12 protein-coding genes are annotated in these 16,315 nt (G+C 63.0%); 7 read left to right on the plus strand and 5 right to left on the minus strand.

Annotated features, from left to right (window positions below):
• Positions 1 to 34: 34 nt before the first annotated feature.
• The 3 genes from L6639_RS07420 to L6639_RS07430 all read right to left on the minus strand — a co-directional run bounded on the left by L6639_RS07420 (position 35) and on the right by L6639_RS07430 (position 3,109).
• Positions 35 to 691, minus strand: a complete 657-nt coding sequence (locus L6639_RS07420; RefSeq protein WP_237860300.1) for a glutathione S-transferase family protein — start codon at positions 689 to 691, stop codon at positions 35 to 37.
• Positions 688 to 1,854 (minus strand): acyl-CoA dehydrogenase family protein, encoded by a 1,167-nt coding sequence (locus tag L6639_RS07425; protein ID WP_237860302.1) that lies wholly within the window; start codon positions 1,852 to 1,854, stop codon positions 688 to 690. Before L6639_RS07425 ends, L6639_RS07420 begins: the two co-directional genes overlap by 4 nt.
• Before the next feature lie 118 nt (positions 1,855 to 1,972).
• Positions 1,973 to 3,109, minus strand: a complete 1,137-nt coding sequence (locus L6639_RS07430) for an acyl-CoA dehydrogenase family protein (protein WP_237860305.1) — start codon at positions 3,107 to 3,109, stop codon at positions 1,973 to 1,975.
• A gap of 265 nt (positions 3,110 to 3,374) precedes the next feature.
• On the opposite strand from L6639_RS07430, the gene L6639_RS07435 reads away from it, so the two are divergent.
• Together L6639_RS07435 and L6639_RS07440 are read left to right on the plus strand one after the other, a co-directional pair.
• Positions 3,375 to 4,925: an acyl-CoA synthetase gene (locus L6639_RS07435; RefSeq protein ID WP_237860308.1), complete on the plus strand. Its 1,551-nt coding sequence runs from the start codon at positions 3,375 to 3,377 to the stop codon at positions 4,923 to 4,925.
• A gap of 87 nt (positions 4,926 to 5,012) precedes the next feature.
• Positions 5,013 to 6,233 (plus strand): ABC transporter substrate-binding protein, encoded by a 1,221-nt coding sequence (locus tag L6639_RS07440; protein ID WP_237860311.1) that lies wholly within the window; start codon positions 5,013 to 5,015, stop codon positions 6,231 to 6,233.
• A gap of 97 nt (positions 6,234 to 6,330) precedes the next feature.
• Here L6639_RS07440 and L6639_RS07445 read toward each other — a convergent pair whose 3' ends face one another.
• Together L6639_RS07445 and L6639_RS07450 are read right to left on the minus strand one after the other, a co-directional pair.
• Complete coding sequence (locus L6639_RS07445) at positions 6,331 to 7,869, minus strand: hypothetical protein (protein ID WP_237860314.1); 1,539 nt, start codon at positions 7,867 to 7,869, stop codon at positions 6,331 to 6,333.
• 57 nt (positions 7,870 to 7,926) lie between these two features.
• Positions 7,927 to 8,697 carry a helix-turn-helix domain-containing protein gene (locus tag L6639_RS07450; protein ID WP_237860318.1) on the minus strand — a complete coding sequence of 257 codons (771 nt, stop codon included), beginning with the start codon at positions 8,695 to 8,697 and terminating at the stop codon, positions 7,927 to 7,929.
• A 187-nt stretch (positions 8,698 to 8,884) separates the two neighbouring features.
• Between L6639_RS07450 and L6639_RS07455 the strand changes: the two genes are divergently transcribed.
• From L6639_RS07455 to L6639_RS07475, 5 genes are all read left to right on the plus strand, one after another.
• A complete protein-coding gene (locus tag L6639_RS07455) occupies positions 8,885 to 11,170 on the plus strand; it encodes a marine proteobacterial sortase target protein (RefSeq protein WP_237860321.1) in 2,286 nt (761 codons plus the stop codon).
• A gap of 100 nt (positions 11,171 to 11,270) precedes the next feature.
• Entirely contained in the window at positions 11,271 to 11,840 is a 570-nt protein-coding gene (locus L6639_RS07460) for a class GN sortase (RefSeq protein ID WP_237860324.1), read from the plus strand.
• 156 nt (positions 11,841 to 11,996) lie between these two features.
• Entirely contained in the window at positions 11,997 to 12,989 is a 993-nt protein-coding gene (locus tag L6639_RS07465) for a glycosyltransferase family 2 protein (RefSeq protein WP_237860328.1), read from the plus strand.
• 133 nt (positions 12,990 to 13,122) lie between these two features.
• Entirely contained in the window at positions 13,123 to 15,342 is a 2,220-nt protein-coding gene (locus tag L6639_RS07470) for an acetate--CoA ligase family protein (protein WP_237860331.1), read from the plus strand.
• A gap of 141 nt (positions 15,343 to 15,483) precedes the next feature.
• Complete coding sequence (locus L6639_RS07475; RefSeq protein ID WP_237860334.1) at positions 15,484 to 16,314, plus strand: MlaD family protein; 831 nt, start codon at positions 15,484 to 15,486, stop codon at positions 16,312 to 16,314.
• The last annotated feature ends 1 nt before the right edge of the window (position 16,315 follow it).

The following is a 16,315-nucleotide window of genomic DNA, read 5'->3' on the forward strand; positions in this document are numbered from 1 at the left end:
CCGCGATGAGACCGCAGTCCATCCTGCGGAATGTTTACGCCCTTAAGCGCGACGCAACATTCTGTTCGGTGCCGGCCTTCTGCTCCGCAGCAACCGCGCGCTTGAAGCCGTCGCGCTGCTGCAGGCGAGCCCAATAAGCTGCGACATTCGGCCCGAAATCCTTGGCAAGGCCAATATTGTCGGCAAGGCGAAGTGCGTAACCGATGACAATGTCAGCGGCGGTAAAGCGGCCCGCGCACAAGGCATCAGTATTGGCGGTCGCGGCCTCGACGGCGCGCAGCCGCCCCAGGAACCACTTTGCGTAGTCGGTGGCGACCTGCGGATTGCGGCGCTCCTCCGGCTCGAGCTGGGTGTAGCGGAGCACCAGCGTTTGCGGGAAGGTTAACGTCGCGTCGCTGAAATACATCCAGTTCAGGAAGGCGCCATAGGTGGGATCCTCCGGGCCGACCATCAGCGGCGTCGGGCCATATTTGACGCCGAGATAGTGGCAGATGCCGGATGACTCCGTCATCTTGGTCTCGCCGTCGACCATGAAGGGAATCGTGCCGAGCGGATTGAGCGCGAGATATTCCTTGGCGAAGACCCGCGGAGGGAACGGCAGCATCTTCAATTCATACGGCAGCCCCATCTCCTCCAGCATCCAGAGCGGACGGAACGAGCGCGCGGCGTCGCAATGATAGAGCGTGATCATGAAGCATTCCCTTTGCTGCCGGGCAGCGTCCCCATCATCTTGCACAGGACCATCAGCATGACCTCGTCGGCGCCGCCGCCGATCGAGGTCAGGCGGCTGTCGCGGTAGGCGCGGCTGACCGGCGTCTCGTTGGTAAAGCCCATTCCGCCCCAATATTGCAAGCAGGCGTCGGTGAGCTCGCGGCCGAGACGGCCGGCCTTCAGCTTGGCCATGGTCGCAAGCCGCGTGACATCCTCGCCGGCGACAAGCTGCTCCGCGGCGCGATAGATCAGCGCACGCAGCAGCTCGACCTCGGTCTGCATCTCCGCAAGCTTGAAGTGCACGACCTGGTTGTCGAGGATCGACTTCCCAAACGCCTTGCGGTTGCGGGTGTATTCGATGGTCTCGTTGATGATGTATTCATGCGCTTTGAGGCAGGCCGCCGCGCCCCAGAGCCGCTCCTCCTGGAACTGGATCATCTGGTAGGTAAAGCCCTTGTTTTCCTCGCCGATGCGGTTGCGCTTCGGCACGCGGACATTGTCGAAGAAGATCTGCGCGGTGTCGGACGAACGCATGCCCATCTTGTCGAGCTTGCGGGCGACCGTGACGCCCTTGCTCTTCATGGGCACGCAGATCAGCGATTTGTTCCGGTGAACGGGGCCGTCGCCGGTGTTGGCGAGCAGGCAGATCCAGTCGGCCTGGGTGCCGTTGGTGATCCACAGCTTGCCACCGGTGATGAGATAGTCGTCGCCGTCAGAGCGCGCGCTGGTCTTGATCGAGGCGACGTCCGAGCCTGCGCCGGGTTCGGAGACGCCGATGCAGGCGACATAGTCGCCTGAGATCGAGGGGCTGAGGAATTCGCGCCGCACCTCGTCCGAGCCGAACCGTGCCAGCGCCGGCGTCGCCATGTCGGTCTGCACCCCGATCGCCATCGGCACGCCGCCGCAGGTGATCGCGCCAAGCTCCTCCGCCATCATCAGCGCATAGGAGTAATCGAGGCCGGAGCCGCCGAACTCGACCGGCTTGTTCAGTCCAAGGAAGCCGAGGCTGCCCATCTTCTTGAACAGCTCATGCGCCGGGAAGATGTCGGCCTTCTCCCAGTCATCGACGTGAGGATTGATCTCGTTGGCGATGAATTTCTGCAGCGAGCGGCGGATGTCGTCGTGGTCGGCGGTAAATAGCATTTTGTCCCTTTTGTCATTCCGGGGCGCGCAACGCGCGAACCCGGAATCCAGAGATGAGTCCTACAATATCGAGATTCCGGGTTCGACGCGTCGCGTCGCCCCGGAATGACGGTGAGAATCATAACCCCATCTGCCGGCTGGCAAGATCCTTCATGATCTCCTCAGTGCCGCCGCCGATGGCGTTGACCTTGACCTCGCGATAGATGCGCTCGGCCTTGATGCCGCGCATGAAGCCGGCGCCGCCAAAGATCTGCACGGCTTCCGACGCGCAGAACGCCATGGTCTGGGTCGCCTGGTTCTTCATCATGCAGATTTCAGCCACCGGGCTCTCGCCCTGCCCGAGCCGCCAGGCCAGCATTTCCAGCATCGCCTGAGAGGCCGCGACCCTCTGCGCCATGTCGACGATCTTGTGCCTGATGACCTGGTGCTGCGCGAGCGGCTTGCCAAACGTCTTGCGTTCCTTGGCATAGGCGACGGCTTCATCGAGACAGACGCGCGCGAACGCGGTGCAGCCCGCTGCCATGCCCATCCGCTCACTGTTGAAGTTCTGCATGATGATCTTGAAGCCCTGCCCTTCCTCGCCGATCAGGTTCTCGGCCGGCACGCGGCAGTCATCGAAATGCAGCGTCGCGGTGTCGGAGGCCCACCAGCCCATCTTCTTGAGCTTTGTCCGCGACAGGCCCGGCGTGTCGCCCTCGATCAGGAGCAGGCTGACACCGCCGGCGCCCTCGCCGCCGGTACGCACTGCAAGGGTCAGATAATCGGCGCGTATGCCCGAGGTGATGAAGGTCTTCTCGCCGCTCACGACGTAGTGATTGCCGTCGCGCAGCGCCCTGGTTCGGAGGTTCGCGACATCGGACCCACCGCCCGGCTCGGTGATCGCGAGCGCGGAAATCTTCTCCCCTGCCAGCACCTGCGGCAGCACGCGTGCCTTGACCTCCGGCCGCGCCGCGCGGGCGATCGGCGGCGAGCCGATGGTGTGGCTCATCAGGCTGGCGCTGACGCCGCCGGCGCCTGCCCGCGCCAGCTCCTGGCTCGCCACGATCTTCATGAACTGGTCGGCGGCGATCCCGCCATATTCCTCGGGAAATCCGAGCCCCAGCAGGCCGATCTCGGCCGCCTTGCGATAAAGCGCGCGGGGAAATTCGCCGGCTTCGTCCCATTCATGCGCGAACGGGGTGATCTCCTTGTCGACGAAGCGGCGCATCATTTCGCGGAAAGCGTCGTGCTCGGCGGTATAGAACGGGCTCTTCATTGCGTTTTCGCTTTCGACCACTCCTGCCGTTCCACCATGGCTGGAACATTGGCAGCTCACTTGCGCGGAGTGGCTGGCTTCGCCGAGACGGCTCGGAGCAGCCGTGATCTAGCAACTCAACGCAAGACGATTTTCACCCCTCGCAGGCCAACTCCAAATCAAAAAAAGACTGCTGCACAAACTCCGGCTGGCCTCCCGGGGCCATGCCGGGCATGGTGCACAGCAATAAGGTTCGGGCGGCACGAGATCGCCAAGGGAGAGAGAGTTGGCCGTTCGTTACTACGACTGGATCGCTCATCATGCCCGCCGCGCACCTAACAAGGTCGCGGCCATCGACCTGGCGAGTGAGCGCCGCTTCACCTATTCGGAGTTCGACGGTCGCATCTCGCGCCTGGCTTCGTTCTTGCGTCACTCGCTGAAGGTCTCGCGCGGCGACCGCGTCGCCGTGCTGGCGCCGAACACCACCGATATCCTGGACGTGCAGTTCGCCTGCGGACGCCTCGGCGCCGTCCTCGTGCCGCTGAACATCCGCCTCACCGTTCCCGAGCTTCAGTTCATCGCCGGCGATTGCGCGCCTGACGTGATGATCTACGACACCGAACTGGCCGAGACAGCACTCACCGTGGCAAAGCTCTGCAACGTCGCGACCAGCCTGCCGCTCGGCGCCGGTGGAGCCTACGAAGCCGGCATCGCCGCCGCAAAGCCGCTCGATCGCACGGAGGAGGTCACGCTCGATGATATCTCGACCATCATGTACACGTCGGGCACAACGGGCCATCCTAAGGGTGCGACCATCACGCATGGCATGACCTTCTGGAATTGCATCAATCTTGGCGGCCCCGCCTGCATCGGGCTGTCCTCGGTGGCGCTCACCGTGCTGCCGATGTTCCACACCGGGGGACTGAATTGTTATACCAATCCCGTGCTGCATGCCGGCGGCACCGTGATGATCATGCGCGCGTTCGATCCCGCCGCTGCGCTCGGCCTGATCGACGATCCCGCACGCGGCATCAACGCGTTCTTCGGCGTGCCCGCGATCTACCAGTTCATGGCGCAGCATCCAGCCTTCGCGACGACTGACCTCTCCCGATTGATGGCCTGCGGCGTCGGCGGCTCACCGGTACCGATGCCGCTGCTGAAGGCCTGGGAAGCACGTGGTGTCGCGCTCCAGCAGGGCTACGGCATGACCGAGACCTCGCCGGCCGTGCTGGTGCTCGACCGCGAGGACGCGGCACGCAAGGCCGGCTCTGCCGGCAAGCCGGTGCTGCACACGGAAGTGCGCATCGTCCGCCCCGACGGCAGCGATGCCGATGTCGGCGAGCTCGGTGAGCTCTGGGTCAAGGGGCCGAACATCACGCCGGGCTACTGGAACAGGCCGGAGGCGAACAAGACGTCGTTCACCGACGGCTGGCTGCACACCGGCGATGCGACGCGCGTCGATGAGGAAGGCTTCTACTACATCGTCGACCGCTGGAAGGACATGTATATCTCCGGTGGCGAAAACGTCTATCCGGCCGAGGTGGAGAACGTTCTGCATCAGCTCGCTGCGATTGCCGAGGCGGGTGTCATCGGCATTCCCGATCCGCAATGGGGCGAAGTGGGCCTTGCGATCGTTGCCGTGAAGCAAGGCCAACAGCTAACGGAGGCCGACGTCTTCGCGCATTGCGCCGCTAATCTCGCGCGTTTCAAATGCCCGCGCCAAGTCCGTTTCGTCGACGCGCTGCCACGCAACGCCACCGGCAAGATTCACAAGCCGACCCTGCGCAAGGAATTCTCGGCGGCCTCCGAGGTCGACAAGAAAGTCGCCAGCGCCTGACCAAAGCGCCCCTCGCGGGCGCTTTTGCTTTTTCGACGTGCCTGCTCCAACCCAGAAAAATCGCCAAAGAAACACCAAGGAATTTTCATGAACAAGAAACTCTCAATGCTCGCCGCAGCCACCGCATTGACGCTGCTCTCGACCCAGGGCGCTTTCGCCCAGAAGGCGTACGACACCGGCGTCACCGACACCGAGATCAAGATCGGCAATGTCGAGGCCTATTCTGGACCTGCATCCGCCTACGGCGTGATCGGCAAGACCGAGGAAGCCTATTTCAAGATGATCAACGACCAGGGCGGCATCAACGGCCGCAAGATCAACTTCATCTCCTACGATGACGGCTATTCCCCGCCGAAGACGGTGGAGCAGATCCGCAAGCTGATCGAGAGCGATGAGGTCTTCCTGGTGTTCAACGCGCTGGGCACGCCGACCCAGACCGCCGTCCAGAAATATCAAAACTCCAAGAAGGTGCCGCAGCTGTTCCTCGCCACCGGCGCCAGCAAGTGGAACGACCCGCACAACTTTCCCTGGACGATGGGCTTCCAGCCCAGCTACAGGGTCGAGGCGCGGATCTTCGCCAAGTACATTCTGAAGGAGAAGCCGGACGCGAAGGTTGCGATCTTCTATGCCAACGACGATTTCGGCAAAGATTACCTTGCCGGCATCAAGGACGTGTTCGGCGAAAAGGCCTCGAAGCTGATCGTGGCGGAAGAGAGCTATGAGACCTCGGAGCCCTCGATCGACGCCCATATCGTCAAGCTCAAGGACACCGGCGCCGACGTCTTCGTCAACATCTCGACTCCCAAATTTGCTGCCCAGGCCATTAAGAAGATGGCCGAGCTCAGCTGGAAGCCGATGCACCTGATGACCGACGTCTCGGTGTCGATCGGCGCGGTGATGAAGCCGGCGGGCTTCGAGGCTTCCGAAGGCGTGCTCTCGGCCGGCTATCTGATGGATGCGTCCGATCCTCAGTGGAAAGATAACGAAGGCATGAAGAAATTCCTGGCCTTCATCGATAAATACATGCCCGGCGCCAACATCTCGGACACCAACCTGGTGTACGGCTACGCAGCGGCGCAGACCATGGTGCAGGTGCTGAAACAGGCCGGCGACAATCTCACCCGCGAGAATGTGATGAAGCAGGCCGCGAGCCTGAAAGACTTTGTCCCGGATACGCTGATCCCAGGGATCAAGATCAACACGTCGGCCAACGATTTTGCGCCGATCGAACAGCTGAAGATGTGGCGGTTCAAGAGTGGTCAGTGGGAGCTGTTCGGCGACATCATCAGCGCGGAGGTCGGCGGCTAGAGCATGATCCGGAAAAGGGTGAAGCGGTTTTCCGAAACGATCATGCTCAAACAAAGGGCTAAAGCGCGATGACGATTCAACCCAATCTCATCGCGCTTTAGTCTCGGTCGGAAGCGACCGTCGTGTGCGAGATAGCGGCCGAGAGGCCGCTATCTTCTTGAGCACTGCCGCGCGCGCCTGGATTAACCTCGATGTCAACGACAGGCAGGCCGAGACGACGCACATCGCCGATACCTCTGAACTCGGGGCAGGCCCAAGCCAGGATGGCAATGCCGGTTTGCGGCAGGTCCAGACTCAACATGTAACGATCAAGGCTGCTCTCGATCGCGGCACGATCGAGAGGTGCGCCATCGAGATAGAATTGCACCCCGATCTTGTCGAGCGGCTCGCGCAGGGCGGGACTTCGGACGCAGACCGTGTTGCGTCCCGGCGCGCCCTTGATTCGAACGGCTGCCTGCGGCTCGCTCCAGCGAAACGCATGGCCGGCAGCTGATTCCAGCTCGTGAAATCCGAGCTGCGCGAGGACCTGATCGCCAAGCAGTTTCTTCGCCGATCTGGTATGTCCGCGAACACGACTGATACACACGAGCCGCTGAAGGTGGATCAGCGAAGCGATGTAACGCTTCATCCAGCGCGCAATGGCATCGCGCGAGCCGACCGCTGTCAGCGCGGTCAGCACCAGGCGCGCATACGCGGCGGCTAAGAAAGCCGCGACGCGCACACGGCGATCGCCGAACAGCGCCGGCCCGCTCCAGCGCCACAGTGCGCGCAGTTCCTCGTCGGGCCATTTCCAACTCAGACGCGGCAGGCTGTAACGCACCATCGCGTTCAATGCATTGAACGCAAGCGGACGATCGAAATTGTCCCGGTCTTTCCATTCAAAGGGGGCTTCGAGCAGATCGCTGCCCGGATCGTGCCGATCCTCGCTGAGAAACCGGCTCTCGCCCTGGACGAAATCGAGCGTGAACGTCTTCAGCTCGCCGATCCGGCCGATATAATAGTGGTGGAAGCGGGCTTCCTCGAGATAGCCGATGGCGTATCCTCGCGCATGGTATCCGGCGGCGAGCACCCATTCGGCGAAATGACCGAGCTCTTCGCGCAGGCCGCCGCATTCCCGGTAGACGTCATGCTGCGTCACGAAGCACTGGTCGAGCACCTTGCGCCAGGGATGCTGCTTCATGCCGAATTCGATGTCGGCCTGGTACATCGCAGCCTCCGCCTCGGACAGGCGATTGTGGCAGACCGGGACCGAACGGCAGGAAAATCCGGCCCAGTCGGGATGATCATCGATCGCGCGGATGCAGAGCGCGATCACATCGGGTTCGGGCCAGCAATGCGATTCCGTGAAGAATAAATAGCGGCCGCGAGCCCTGGCCGCGCCGGCCGCGCAGAGCCCGATATCGTGCACGGAATCCGCGAATTCGAGGCGGGCCTGGCCTGCGGCAAGTGCTTTCAGCTCCGCGTGCCCGGTGAAGTCCGGTGGCACGACGAGAATGATCTCGTAGAGAGACCTGTCCGCCGTCTGCGACGTCCAGCCAAGCCAGGACTGCTCCCACTGCCCGCGGTGAAATTCGAGCGGGATGATGATCGAGAACAGAGGGCATGCGCCGTCGGATATTGTGGTCACGTCCAGCATGATCGCCTTATAGACGGATGCACGGCAAATACCGGACCATTTCGTTCGAAGGACCGGCTAGACCGACAGGAAGAGCGCAAATGGCTCCTCCACCGTGCGGCGCAGGTGGCTCAGATACAGCGCATGATTGGCATGATCGGGCATGATCCGTCCGAGCGTCGGCTCCTTGACATTGGCAATCGGGACATAGGCGATCGGCGCCGCGACCGGCATCAGCTGTGCGCCGGCACCGGCCCGCAGCGTCGAAATGATGCCGTACATCGCACCTGTTACGGTCGGCCGCGAGACCGTGATGACGCGATGCTGCCCGTGCTTGTTGATGACGAGATAGATGAAACCGGATTGATGCGGCACTGCAACCTCGCCGGTGTGCTCGTAGGCAGCATCGGTTCGCTCGCCCTCGCGGAAGACCAGCGAGGACACTTTCGGCTCCCAGACGATTTCGGTGCGATAGGCGAAAATCGCATCCTTGTCGCCAAAGGACGGCCGCAGGGTGATGTAGACGCCCTCGAGCCAGGTCACCGCGCGATGCGAATAGGAGCCGAGGCCGTCGGGTGCGACGTCGTTGCCAGCCGCAGGCGCCGGCGTAGAGGTGCTCTTGCGCAAGGACACGCCCAGTGCCTGCTCCAGCCGGACCGTGGTCGCCAGCGTGAACGGGCGCCGGCCGCCGAGCGCCTTCTCCAGCGTCGACAGGCTGAGCTTGGCCTGCTCGGCCAGCGCCTGCCGCGAGATCCGGCGCCTGGCGATTTCCTCGCGGATCATCTCCGCGACCTCACGGCTTTGCTCGTCCGAAAGCTGCTTGTCAGAGAGCTTGTCTTGCGTCTGCATCGTTAACTCTGCTCCACGGAGGCCAGTCTAGCAGGGCGGACAAGTCAGCACAAAACCGGACATCGCCGCCAAACTGGCGGCTGGCCCCGACCGGCCGCGGCGGAACATTACCGATCATTCTGCTCGCGAAATCAGGCCCTCCCGACCGATGCTTGGCGTCATCAAACATGCTTCGGGAGCAGGTCAAATGGACAATTACGACACGGTCGACAGTGACGAACACCCTGACGAACACCCTTGGCTCGGCAGGCTGATCAAGGTCGGGCTGTTCCTTCTGGCGCAAAGCATTGCCGTGCTCCTGGTCAGTTTCGTGGCCCTGCTGGTGAGCTTCGAGACCTCCTGGTCGGCGACGACGGAGCAGGCCAGCCTGCTTCAGCCCGGCGATGCCAAATCCGGCACCCTGCTCCTGAAGGAGAACGGAGCCACGACCGAAGCTATCCGGCTCGGGATCGACGTCGACATCACGGTCTCGGGCCCGACACTGCGTACGCGCGTCACCCAGGCCTTCCGCAACCCGACCAAGGACTGGGCCGAGGCGACCTATGTCTATCCACTGGGCGCTGATGGCGCCGTCGACACGCTGAAGATGGTGGTCGGCGACCGCGTCATTATCGGCGACATTAGGGAGCGGCAGCAGGCCCGCGTGATCTACGAGCAGGCGCGCCGCTCCGGGCAGAAGGCCGCGCTCACCGAGCAGGAGAGGCCCAACATCTTCACCAACTCGGTCGCCAATATCGGACCCGGCGAAACCGTGCTGGTGCAGATCGAATATCAGCAGCCCGTGCATCAGGCCGGCAACGAATATTCGTTGCGCGTTCCGCTCGTGGTCGGACCCCGCTACAATCCGGCGCCGATCGTGCAGAGCGTCGATTTCCGCAATGACGGCTCCGGCTGGGGCGCGACCCATTCAGACCCGGTGCCCGACCGTGAGCGCATCTCGTCGCCGGCCCTTGATCCGGCGAGAAGCGCGCCGGTCAATCCGACCAGCATCACAGTGCATTTGAAGGCCGGCTTCGCCCTCGGCGAGGTGAAGAGCCATTTTCACAACGTGAAGATCGAAAGCCCGGACAACATGACGCGCGTCGTCACGCTTGCTGACGGCACCGTCCCGGCCGACCGCGACTTCGAGCTCACCTGGAAGCCAGCCGCTGAAAAGGCACCGTCAGTCGGGCTGTTCCGCGAGCATGTCGGCGATGCCGACTACCTGCTGGCCTTCGTCACACCGCCGGCCGCCGAACAGACCGCCCAGAAGCCGTTGCCGCGCGAAGTGGTGTTCGTGATCGACAATTCCGGTTCGATGGGTGGCACCTCGATCGAGCAGGCCAAGGCGAGTCTGCTTTATGCCCTCGGCCGCCTACAGCCGAACGATCGCTTCAACGTGATCCGCTTCGATGACACCATGGACGTGCTGTTCTCGACCTCGGTGCCGGCCGACGCCGCGCATGTCGGTGAAGCGACCTCTTTCGTCAGCGCATTGCAGGCCCGCGGCGGCACCGAGATGGTGCCGGCGATGCGCGCGGCACTGACGGACAAGCTTGCCGACACCAACATGGTCCGCCAGGTCGTATTCCTCACCGACGGCGCGATCGGCAACGAGCAGCAATTGTTCGAGACCATCACGGCGATGCGCGGCCGCTCGCGCATTTTCATGGTCGGCATCGGCTCCGCGCCCAACACCTATCTGATGACGCGCGCCTCCGAGCTCGGCCGCGGCGCCTTCACCCATATCGGCTCCGTCGATCAGGTCGAGGAACGTATGCGCGGCCTGCTTGCCAAGCTGGAGAACCCGGCCGTGACCGGTCTCACCGTGAAGTTTTCCGATGCCAAAGCTGACATCAAGGCCGACGTCACGCCGGCAATCATTCCGGACGTCTATCGCGACGAGCCACTGGTGCTTGCCGCGAAGCTCGACAGACTCGCGGGCTCACTTGAGATCAAGGGTCATGTCGGCGATCGCCCGTGGTCGGTGACGCTGCCGTTGAAGAGTGCCGCTGAAGGCAAAGGTCTGTCGAAGCTTTGGGCCAGGCGCAAGATCAGCGATGCGGAAGTGGCGCGGACGCTGCACGAGATGACCCCGGAGGACACGGACAAGACGGTCCTTGCACTGGCGCTCGACCACCAGATTGTCACGCGGCTGACCAGTCTCATCGCTGTCGACAAGACGCCGAGCCGTCCCGAAGGCGCGCCGCTCAAGCTCACCGAGCTTCCGATCAACCTGCCGGCGGGCTGGGATTTCGCGAAGGTATTCGGCGAACGGCCGCAGCAGACACCGGCACAGCTGCGCGAGCGCCGCGCCGATGCGAGCCAGCCCGCGGCAAGGCGGCCAGCACCTGTCACCGCGGATACGATCCGCCTGCCCAAGACTGCGACCTCTGCTGAACTGAAGATGATCGCAGGCCTGATCCTGATCGTGCTCGCCCTGATCCTGTTCGTGTTCAACCGGCGTCGGACCTTGCTCACTGACGCCGCTTGAGAGAGGAGCACCCCGAACTCCTCTTGCTTGGCGCGCGCGGCTGCCCGTCCCGAACCAACGGTCGCGCGCGCCTTTTTTCTTCCCGTCATTGGTGGAAACCATGCCCCGCCTCATCTCGCCTCTAGTCCTGGCGCTGGTCGGAACGATCCTGTTCGGTGACGGCGCCTACATCCACGCCAAGGCGTGGCTCGCGCAGGTGCTGCTGGAGCGTGCGTTCGACCGGGGCATTGCAACCGGCCAACCGGTCAAGCCATGGTCTTGGGCCGACACCTGGCCGGTGGCGCGGATCGAGGTGAAGCGGATCGGCGCCAGCGCGATCGTACTGGAAGGCACAAGCGGCCAGGCGCTTGCCTTTGGACCCGGCCACATCCACCGGACGGTTGACGCCGGCGAGCGCGGGATTGCCGTCTATGCGGCACATCGCGATACGCATTTCCGCTTCCTGCGGAATGTCGCCATCGGCGATGTGATCGATGTCACACGCAGTGACGGCAAGCGCTTTCGCTATCGTGCGGATTCCTCGACGGTCGTCCATTTCGACGCATCGGGCATCGATCCCGAGACTCAAGGTTCGGAGCTTGTCCTTGCGACTTGCTGGCCTTTCGACGCCGTCACCTCCGGCCCCGAGCGTTACCTGCTGCATGCGACCTTGATGCGCGATCGTGAATAGCCGTTCGCAAGCCCAAGGCTTGGGATTGATTTCGCGCTCGCAAACCGTACCGATGTCCTTACGACGTCATGAGCCGCTGAACTGGCGCGGCCGTCCGTAGACCTATAAGAAGGCCTGCGGATCTTTACGGCGGAGCCGGGCGGGAAGACGGGGTAGATGGACGAAGAGTTCAGGCAGCGGCTCGACCAGCGACTGGAACAGCTCGAAAACCGCGTCGCGTTGCTGGAGCGGAACCTGGGTCTCGTTGCCGCCGGTCAGAGACGGGCCTCACTCCGCGGCCTCTGGCGGCGTCCGCCAATGTGGACCTTCGAACAATACCTACCGCGTTTACTCAACCTGAACGCGTTCAAGTCCTCGCCTGCGATCCCTGCGAACGCGCCGCGGATCGCAATGGTCACTCCGAGCTACAACCATGCGGAGTATATCGGCGCCACGATCGACAGCATCGTGGGCCAAGCCTACCCGAACCTCTATTATCACGTGCAGGATGGCGCCTCGATCGACGGCACGATTGATCTCCTGAAGAGCCGCGGCAACAGCATCAGCTGGAAGAGCGAGCCGGACAAAGGCCAATCCAACGCGATCAATCTCGGTTTTGCCGGCGTCGACTGCGAGATCATGGCCTATCTCAATAGCGACGACATGCTGCTGCCCGGGACGCTCGCTCATGTCGTCAACTATTTCATGTCGCATCCCGATGTCGACATCGTCTATGGCAACCGCATCTTCATCGATCGTGATGGACTTGAGGTTGGACGCGCGGTGCTGCCTCGCCACGATGGCAAGACGCTACAATATGCCGACTACATTCCGCAGGAGACGATGTTCTGGCGCAAGCGCGTGTGGGACAAGATCGGTCCAATTGACGAAAACTTCCATTTCGCGATGGACTGGGACTTCATCCTGCGGGCACAGGCGGCCGGTTTCAAGTTCGTACGCCTGCCGCGGTTTCTTTCCTGCTTCCGGATCCATGACGCACAGAAGACGGCGGCAACCTACGCGATCGGCGTCAGGGAAATGGGCATCCTGCGGCGTCGCGTCCTCGGATTTGATCCGACGCAGATGCAGATAAGGCGCGCCATTGCACCTTATCTGCTGCGGCAGATTGCCTATCACTACAGCTACAAATTGGGCGTGCTGCGCTACTGAGGACGGCACGGCTGCGCGCGATCCGCTGCGCATTCCGTCTGGCGGCATGCAGCGCCGCCGGTTGCCACTCCAGTCAACTCACCATACGATCGGGCGACGCGCTATCAAGAAGAACAACAGGTGAGGTCACACCATGGAAGCTCAGGTCTCAGCCGCGTCGGTCCCTGCCCGCCCATGGTCGCCACCGCCCGATGCCAGCGACGTCGTCAAGGGCATCCACGCCATGCTCCATCCACACAACATCGTGCTGGTGGGTGCGACCGACAAGCCCGGCAATTACGCCGAGCGCATCTGGAACAATCTGGTCAAATATGGTTTCGAGGGCGGGCTCTATCCTGTCAACGCCAAGCGCGAGAGCATCTGGGGCGTACCCTGCTACAAGGATTTTGCCAGCCTGCCCGAAAAGCCCGACCACGTCCTTGTGCTGGTGCCCGGTCGCTTTGCCGTGCAGGTGATCCGCGACGCTGCCGCTGCCGGCGCGCGGTCCGCGACCATCGTGACCTCGGGTTTCAGCGAATTGCAGGATGAGGAGAGCCAGAAGCTCGCCACTGAGCTGCAACAGGCGGTGCGCGAGACGGGATTGGCCGTGACCGGCCCGAACTGCCTCGGCAATTTAAGCGCCGCAGAAAAGCTCTTCACCAATATCGACGACCGTATCGTCACCATGGAACAAGGCGCGGTGGCGATCGCCGGGCAATCGGGCGCCATCGTCATGGCGATCAGGCAAGCGCTGGAAGATCGCGGCGTCGGTGTCGGCTATATGGTGACGACAGGGAACGAAACCGGGCTCGAGACGCCGGACTTGATGCGCTATTTCGCCGAAGATCCGAGCGTCAAGGTGATCGTGGTCTATCTCGAGGGCGTACGCAACACCAAGGCGTTTCGCGACGCCTGCAAGGCCGCGCGTGCCGCCAGCAAGCCGGTGATCGCGCTCAAGCTCGGATCGTCGGAGGGTGGCCGCGCCGCCGCGATGGCACATACCGGCGCACTCGCGGGCTCGATCGAGACATTCGACGCGATTGCAACCCGCGAAGGCGTGATCCGCGTCGCCGGGCTCGACGAGTTGATCGAGACCACCGAATGCTTCGTTCACGCCGCCGTGCCCAAGGGCAACCGGCTCGCCGCGGTGACGCTGTCAGGCGGCAAGCGGGGCATGCTGATCGATGCCTTCTATGCACAAGGCCTGAACTTCGCACCGTTGAGCCCGCATGTCAGCAGCGAGCTGGGCAAGATGCTTGGACCTGGTTCGATCGTGGGCAATCCGCTCGACGCCGGCTTTGCCGCGGTCGTTGATCCCTCCGTCTACATGAAGTCGATCAAGCTGATGATCGACGATCCTGATATCGACATCGTCATCATCGACGCCGAGTTTCCAAAGGCACCGCACGAGCAGCGCGAGCGGAACTTGCGCATCGTCAACGAGATGGCGAGCCGGGCCGCAAAGCCCGTGATCTATATCAGCGCGATGTCGATCGGCTTTACGGAGTTCACCAAGGGCTTGCGCAAATCGTTGCCGCATCTGGCGGTGATGCAGGGCATGGACCGTGCGGTGACCGCGATCAAATCGCTGCTCGCCTATGCCAGCTTGCGGAAAGAAGTGCCCGACATCGTCTCGAGCTCCAAGCCGGCAGCACGCGCCGTGCTGGAGAAGGCGTTGAAGTCCGCGCGCGGCGCCGCGCTCGACGAGGTCGCTTCAAAGAAGCTGCTGAAGGCCTATGGCATCCCGATCTCGAAGGAGGGAATCGCACAGACGGCCGCGGAAGCCGCTGACATCGCCAAGCAGATCGGATTTCCGGTTGTCGCCAAGGTCGTCAGCGCCGAGATCCTGCACAAATCCGATATCGGCGGCGTGGTGCTGAACCTCAACAGCGCAGCCGAGGTGAAGAAGGCGTTTGCCGACATCACCGCGCGGGTGAACAAGCTGAAAGGCAAGCCAAAGCTCGACGGCATCCTGATCGCGCAGCAGGTCAAGGCCGACCTCGAGCTCGTGGTCGGCGCCTCGCTCGATGCCGAGATGGGGCCCGTCGTGCTGTTCGGCACCGGCGGCATCGATATCGAGCTGATGAAGGACGTGGCGCTCGCCGGCGCACCGCTCGACGAGGCCGAGGCGCGGCTTTTGATCGGCCGGACCAAAGCCGGCATCAAGATGCGCGGCTATCGCGGCAAGCCGGCGTTGCACGAGACCTCGGCCGTCAAGGCGCTGGTCGGCCTGTCCAATCTGATCGCGGATGCCGGCGACCGGATCGCCTCGATCGACGTCAACCCGTTCCTGATCAATGCCAAAACGGGCGTGGCTGTCGACGCGCTGATCGTATTGAACAACGCCGCGGCCAAACGCGCGGCTGGACATTGATGTCGCGCGAAACGGCGGGTGTGACGCTTCCGCCTTCGCCATTCGAGCCAGGGCGGACAAGTCGTTAACCCGCCCGCGTTAGCATTGCGGCCGTTCGGGCTCCTTCCAACTTTCCCGCTTTGGTCGTAACATCGCACCCGTATGGCACGCGCGAGCAATCTTGTGATCGGAACGGCGACGTTGACGGTGATCGCCGTCGCGTTCGGCGGTCTGCTCGGCGTGCAGAAATGGCGCGCCAGCCAGAGCCGCAGCCAATTGCGCGTCGTCTTCGAAGGCGGTTCCGCGAGCGGCCTGCGCCGCGGCGGGCCGGTCAATTTCGACGGCGTACCCGCCGGCCAGATCCTGTCGATCCAGCTGCAGAGCCCGCGCAAGGTCGTGGCGCTGGTGTCGCTCGACAACACCGCGCCGATCCGCAAGGACACTGTGGCCGGCATCGAGTTCCAGGGCCTCACCGGCGTTGCCGCGGTCTCGCTGATCGGCGGCGCGCCGTCTGCGCCACCGGTGCCGCTGGACTCGGACGGCATCCCCGTGCTGACCGCCGATCTCAGCGATGCTGAATCCATCGTCGACACGCTGCACAGCGTCGACCGCACGATCGTCAGCAACGCGCCCGCGATCAAGGACGGCTTGCGTACGTTCGAAAACTACACCGCCGATCTCAGCGACAAGGGCGAGGAGATCGACGCCGTGATGCTCAAGGTCGACAATGCATTTGCAGGCTTCGACAAGGCGGTTTCGAAGATCGAGGGCGCCGTGCCGGGTTTCGTCGACGGCAAGGCCGACGAGCTGTTCGAAAAGGTGAAGGGGCTGCACGAGCTCGCCGACACCATGAAGAAGAAATCGGCAAGCTTCCTCGAAGACACCCGTCGCTCGCTGCTCGATGTCAGCGAAGCCGCCAACAAGATGAGCGGAACGCCTGCTCCCGCCGTCGCCCCGCGCCCACCGCGCAAGCCGACGCAGCCGAAGCGATAGG

Source organism: Bradyrhizobium zhengyangense (genome assembly GCF_022012555.1).
GTDB classification, from domain to species: Bacteria; Pseudomonadota; Alphaproteobacteria; order Rhizobiales; family Xanthobacteraceae; genus Bradyrhizobium; species Bradyrhizobium zhengyangense.